The organism is Brachyspira pulli, assembly GCF_036997785.1.
GTDB classification, from domain to species: Bacteria; Spirochaetota; Brachyspiria; order Brachyspirales; family Brachyspiraceae; genus Brachyspira; species Brachyspira pulli.
The window spans coordinates 1-6,744 of record NZ_JAWLQI010000099.1 but is presented as its reverse complement, the minus strand read 5'-3'; the positions used below and the strand labels follow the sequence as shown (position 1 = coordinate 6,744).

The 6,744-nt window shown below is 26.6% G+C and carries 4 protein-coding genes; 3 read left to right on the top strand and 1 reads right to left on the bottom strand.

What is annotated here, in order from left to right; translation table 11 throughout:
- Positions 1–68 precede the first annotated feature (68 nt).
- Positions 69–2,642 (bottom strand): BspA family leucine-rich repeat surface protein, encoded by a 2,574-nt coding sequence (locus R4K56_RS14165; RefSeq protein ID WP_335786925.1) that lies wholly within the window; start codon positions 2,640–2,642, stop codon positions 69–71.
- Between the two features lie 475 nt (positions 2,643–3,117).
- Here R4K56_RS14165 and R4K56_RS14160 point away from each other — a divergent pair, with 475 nt between their 5' ends.
- Genes R4K56_RS14160 through R4K56_RS14150 form a run of 3 tightly spaced genes read left to right on the top strand, consistent with a single transcriptional unit; the run spans position 3,118 to position 6,710 of the window.
- Positions 3,118–4,707, top strand: a complete 1,590-nt coding sequence (locus R4K56_RS14160) for a type I restriction-modification system subunit M (protein ID WP_335773170.1) — start codon at positions 3,118–3,120, stop codon at positions 4,705–4,707.
- 10 nt (positions 4,708–4,717) lie between these two features.
- A complete protein-coding gene (locus tag R4K56_RS14155; protein WP_335773169.1) occupies positions 4,718–5,506 on the top strand; it encodes a hypothetical protein in 789 nt (262 codons plus the stop codon).
- Complete coding sequence (locus R4K56_RS14150; RefSeq protein ID WP_335773168.1) at positions 5,499–6,710, top strand: restriction endonuclease subunit S; 1,212 nt, start codon at positions 5,499–5,501, stop codon at positions 6,708–6,710. The genes R4K56_RS14155 and R4K56_RS14150 overlap by 8 nt, the downstream gene beginning before the upstream one ends.
- The last annotated feature ends 34 nt before the right edge of the window (positions 6,711–6,744 follow it).

The following is a 6,744-nucleotide window of genomic DNA, read 5'->3' as shown; positions in this document are numbered from 1 at the left end:
AATTATGTGTATTTATTATTTATAGAGCAGGCACAAAACATGATGCCTACTCTATAAAATATCAAAAATTAAAATAAATCTGTCAATCTAAAATCCCAAATCATTAATACTAATAAAGTATAAATAAATCTTTTACTTACTTCCTCACCATTTTCATTATCAAAATTAATATCAATTTTTACTCTGTCATGAAAATCAGTTTTTGAATTAACATCAGCATCTATAGTAAAAGTGTCTCCGTTCTTTGATTTTAATGAATAACTTGAAACAACATCATAGCCTACATACTCAGTATACATTCCATATCTTGCACCGAAAGCCTTGAAAGTACCATAAGCTATTTCTGAATTATCTATTTTTTCTAATTCGCTTTTCAAATTATCTTTATCTAATTTTATAATGGTTAATTGCTGTAATGGCTGTGCTATCTCATAATCTTCAAGCTGTTTTCTCCATTTATCTATAGTTTCATCATCCATTTCTACAGGACTTGCCAAACTTACAAAACTATTATCATCGATTTTTACTTCTTCATCTTCACAGTTTGAATAACTTCCGTCGCCTGAATATCTGAAAGTAGTTACAAAATTATTATCTTTGTCATATAGATTCCATACCAAAGATAAAGCAAATCTATTCATCATAGCATTATCAATAAAAATCTCTTTGAATAAATCATAACTGTATTTATCACCGCTTGCTAATAAAACAGCTAAAAGAGAAGAAGTATTTTTCATAAAGGAAGGAATTTCTTTTCTTAATTTTGTTACTTCTTCTTTTAAATCTTCATCAAAGTTTTGAGGAATCTTTTTTAATTCTTTATTATTTTTCATATCAAAAAGACTCAAAGAATAATCACTATTCAAAATTAATTTATAATCTTCATTCAATACTTTTTCACCTTGAGAATTAAATCCGAAATCAGATGAATATCTTAATTGGAATTCATTATAACTAATATCCATTTTTTCCATCACTTCATCAATTAATTTATCTGCTTCATAACTGACTTCAGATTTTTTTGTATTTGAATATATTTCATATAATAATCTAAGAGCATATTTACTTTGCATATTTAATTTAATTATTAAAAGCGAAAGTTTTGTATCTTTTTCTTTCTTATATATATTTTTTACTGCCTCATCTCCTCCGTATATACCATAAATAAAAGCAGCTGTTTCTTTGTTATTTTCATCATAAACATTTTTAATAAACTTTATAAACGATTCTTTATCAAGTAAATTAACTATATTATCAATCTGCAATAATCTTTTAACATCTCTTTTAAGGAGCAAATATTCCAAATATATATATTTTAAAACTTTATTTGCAACTTCTCTTGATTTATCTTTTATCAAAACCTTATAATCATTGATAAAGCTAACTTTCTTATCATCTTTTTTATTATAATTATCTTCAACATACTTTTCCGCTTCTTCTATAGTTTTGAAATTATAATTATCTGTAACAGATGAAAGTTCTTCGCTAAACTCGCTTTCTAATCTCTTTTTAAATGACAAAACTTTTTTATTTGTGTCTTTTGATATTAAATCATATATTTCTTTGACATTATCTTTTGTAACAGTTAAATAATCTTTATAAGAACCATAAAACGCCTGAAGATACGCTTTGATTCTTAAAGGCAGTTCTTCATACCTTTTAAAACATAAATTACTCATTTCTAATACTTTATTTAAATCCCAGTTTGCTAATGAGTCAAAACTATTATAACCTTCGGCAAAGTCAAACATTCCAAACATTGTTTTTAATTTTTTTGTATCCCATTTATCCAAAGGCTGATTAAAAGATTCGGTACCTCGAAACATAGCTTCCATAGTTTTTACATTGGAAACATTCCAGCTATTTAAAGGCTGATTAAATTTTAAAGCCTCATTAAACATCTGATTCATATTTTCAACCTTTGAAGTATTCCATTTATCAAGAGGCTGATTGAATTTGAAAGCATTTCTAAACATACCTTCCATAGTTTTTACTTTAGATACGTCCCAATCATTAAGAGCATGATTAAAATTAACGCATATACTAAACATATAAGCCATATCTTCAACTTTACTAACATTCCAATTACTTATATCTTGATTAAATGCTTTAGCATAATTAAACATAGCTCTCATAGTTGTAACCTTTGAAACGTCCCACTTGTCTAAAGGCTGATTGAAACTTTCTGCTACCTGAAACATACCGCTCATATTTGTGACATTGGATACATTCCAGCTGTTTAAAGGCTGATTGAATTTTTTACAATTATCAAACATTCTAAACGTATCCTGAACATTAGAAACGTCCCATTTATCTAAAGGCTGATTAAAATCCTGACAATAATAAAACATGAAACTCATATGCTTAACTTTTGATACATTCCAATTATTAAGATTATGATTAAACTTAGCTTTAGAACGGTTTTCATAACTATCATAACTCATATGTGCAAACATATAGGACATATCCTCAACATTAGAAACGTCCCAATCTTCTATGCCTTCAAAATCTTTTCTGGTGCTGTTATGAAAAAGTTCGCTCATATCTGTAATAAGACTTGTATCTACATCATAGAGTTTTATTCCGTCAGTATATACTAATTGTTCTAATTCTTGTTTTGTTTCAGGCTTATATTTCTTCATCAATTTCTCCTCATAATAAGTTTACATAATTATAATACGGATTTATAGTATAATATATATTGTATAATTTTTCTATATTTAAAAAGAATTTTATTTTTGATTATTTCTAAAAATGATTTTATTATTATAGTATGCTATTTATTTTGAAGCATGAAAAATTTTCTTTCCAATCTTCTATTATATAATGAGCTTGTATCAAAACAATCAAGTTTTATTTCATCAGCAAATACTAATTATTTTTTATTAATGTTTTGTATTTATTCATAAATTCATATTTAATTCCTATTTATAAGAAGTTTACATAATTTTTATATTGTTATGCTCAATGTATAAGTTTATTTTATTAATATCTTTAATTACTATTTATGTAAATTTATGTTAAAAAATTAATTATAATTCAATAAAATATATAAAATGTTGAGAAAATAATATTATATGTTAAAATAATACAAATTTATATAGTTTGGAGTAAGAAATGGCAGATAATAAAAGCATAATACAACGCGATGAACTTCACAGCAAAATATGGAAAATAGCGGACGACTTAAGAGGAAGCGTTGACGGTTGGGATTTTAAACAGTATGTACTTGGAATGCTGTTTTACAGATATATTTCTGAACATTTAGCAAACTATATAAATCAAAATGAATGGGACTCTGGAAACAAAGAATTTAATTATGCAGATTTAAAAGATGAAGATGTTGAAGATGTAAAAACTGATATTATAACAGAACAAGGATTTTTTATATATCCTAGCGAACTTTTTGAAAATATAAGAAAAGAAGCTAATAATCAAATCAATAAAGAAGACAGCAAAGATAAACATAATCTAAACGAAAGACTTCAGAAAATATTTAAAGATATAGAAAACTCAGCTAAAGGAACAAGAAGCGATAAAAAAATTGAAGGTCTTTTTGATGATATAGATGTAAACAGCAACAAATTAGGCCCTACAGTATTGAAAAGAAATGAAAGATTAATAAAACTTATAAACGGTATTGCTGATATAGAACTTGGAGATTTTAAAGATCATTCAATCGATGCATTCGGTGATGCTTATGAATATTTGATGGGTATGTATGCATCAAATGCAGGCAAAAGCGGAGGAGAGTTTTTTACGCCTCAGGAGGTTTCTGAACTTCTTACAAGAATTACCGTTACCGGAAAAAGCGAAATTAGAAGAGTATACGACCCTGCATGCGGAAGCGGTTCATTACTTTTAAAATTCAAAAAAATATTAAATGATGAAGAAAGAAAAATATTTTATTTCGGACAGGAAATAAATATCACCACATACAACCTATGCAGAATAAATATGTTTCTGCATGATATAGGTTATGAGAAATTCGATATATCTCATGGAGATACTTTAACAGATCCAAAACATGTAGATGATGAACCTTTTGATGCAATAGTTTCAAATCCTCCCTACTCTATAAAATGGGCAGGCGAAGACAATAGCCTTTTAATAAATGATCCGCGTTATGCTCCTGCCGGAATATTGGCACCGAAATCAAAAGCAGACTTTGCATTTATTCTTCATTCTCTTTCTTGGCTTGATACTGCAGCACTTGCGGCAATAGTATGTTTCCCCGGCATTATGTACAGAGGCGGAGCAGAACAGAAAATAAGAAAATATTTAATAGACAATAATTTTATAGAATGCATTATACAGCTTCCTGACAATTTATTTTACGGCACATCAATAGCCACTTGTATAATGGTATTATCAAAATCAAAGATAGACGGCAAAACTTTATTTATAGATGCAAGCGAAGATTATGAAAAGGCAACTAATAATAACAAATTAAGCGATAAGAATATACAAGATATTTTATCTTATTTTACAAAAAGAGAAACTAAAAAACATAAATGCTATTTAGCTAAAAAGGAAGAGATAGAAGCACAGGACTATAATTTATCAGTATCCACTTATGTAGAGCAGAAAGACACAAGGGAAAAAGTAGATATAAAAGTATTGAATAAAGAAATTGAAGAAATAGTATTGAAGGAAGATAAACTACGCAAAGAAATAGATAAAATCATCAAAGAAATAGAGGAATAATATATAATTAATGAGATTATCAGACGTATTATCAAAAAAAGTATCATCAGAGTTTATACCAGTTGATAATTTTTTTGGATATAAAAAATCTAAAATGGGTAAATCCAAAAAAATAGACATTGGTACTGTAGCATTAAACTTTTTTTGTGAAAAATGTGATGAATATAGAACTTTTTATTCTAGATATGAAGCAGATTGTATATACATAGATGAAAAAAAAGCTAATATAAATTGTATGTTATTTGATAAATGTAATACTTTTATTGTTGTTATTTTCTTAATAGAGATAGAGAATAGTATAACTGATAATTTACCAAAAGTAAGAATATTAAAAAAATATATAAATAAATTTGATAATGTTAAATTAATTGATAATATATATGGAGAATATACAGATAAACTAGAAATGGCAAATATAGCATTTAATGCCAATTTAGGTGCTGGTTCTATTATATATTTACGAAAACTATTTGAATTAATTACAGAAGAAATTGCAGTTAAGTCAGGAATAAGCATTGATTTTACAACTAAAAATGGGAAAAATAAAAAGAAAATTTTCAAAGATTTACTTAAAGAAGTTGATGAAAAATGTAATATAATACCTGTAGAATTTTCAAAAAATAGATATGATTTATTTAGAAAACTTAGTGATATAATACATGGAGAATATGATGAAAATACTGCTATTGAAAAATTTGATGCTTTTTATAGATTAATAACTGGAATATTGGATAATATAAAAAATAAGGAAGAATTAATTGAAGCTTCTAAAAAAGTAGAGTTAAAAGAAGATGAGTAATTTTGAAGATTTAATAAAAAAATACTGTCCCGACAGCGTGGAATATGTACCTATTGGTAGTTTAATGGAACGTGTTAAAGAAAAAGGTAAAGATGATTTAAATATAAAACAAGTATATGTTGTTAGTAATATGAAAGGAATAGTAAGATCTGAAGATTATCATGATAATAGTATTCATAGTGATGACACTTCAAACTATACTATTTTAAAACAAGATATGTTTGCATATAACCCTTCTAGATTAAATATTGGTTCTATTGGTAGATTAAAAAATAAAATTTCAGGTTTAGTCAGTCCTATGTATGTGGTTTTTTCAATAAATAAATCTCTAGTAGATGTGAAATATTTTGAATATTTTATTAAATCACCTAAAATAATAAATAAAATAGATTCACTAAAAGAAGAAGGGGCAAGATTTAGATTTGATTATAATCGTTGGAATTGGATTAATATTCCACTCCCTCCAATAGAAGTACAAAAAGAGATAGTGCGTATATTAGACACTTTTACAGGATATCAGGATTGCCTTAATGAAGAATTAACACTCAGAAAAAAACAGTATGAGTATTATAGGGATAAACTTCTTACTTTTGGAGATAATGTACCATTAAAAAAATTAGGTGATATTGCAATTGATATATATCGTGGTACAGGTATAAAAAAAGATGAAGTAACTGAAAAAGGTATACCTTGTGTAAGATATGGAGAAATATATACTAAATACAATATATGGTTTGACAGATGTTTTTCACACACTATAGAAGAAAATATAAAAAATGGGAAATATTTTGAATATGGAGATGTACTTTTTGCTATAACTGGAGAAAGTGTTAAAGATATATCAAAATCATGCGTGTATATAGGTAATGATAAATGTTTAGCTGGTGGTGACATAGTAGTATTAAAACATGATCAAAATCCTAAATATATGGGATATGTTTTATCAACTACTAATGCTCAAATTCAAAAAAGTAAAGGTAAAGTAAAAAGTAAAGTTGTACATTCAAATGTGCAGGACATAAGTGATATTATTATACCAGTACCGCCTTTGGAGGAGCAGGAGCGTATAGTTAAGATATTAGATCGTTTTGACGCTTTATGTAATGACATTAGTTCAGGGTTGCCTGCTGAAATTGAAATGCGTAAAAAACAGTATGAGTATTATAGAGATAAGTTATTAACATTCAAGGAGAAGAAAGTTTAATTATTTTTAGATTTTTTTAAATTTGTTGGCTCAT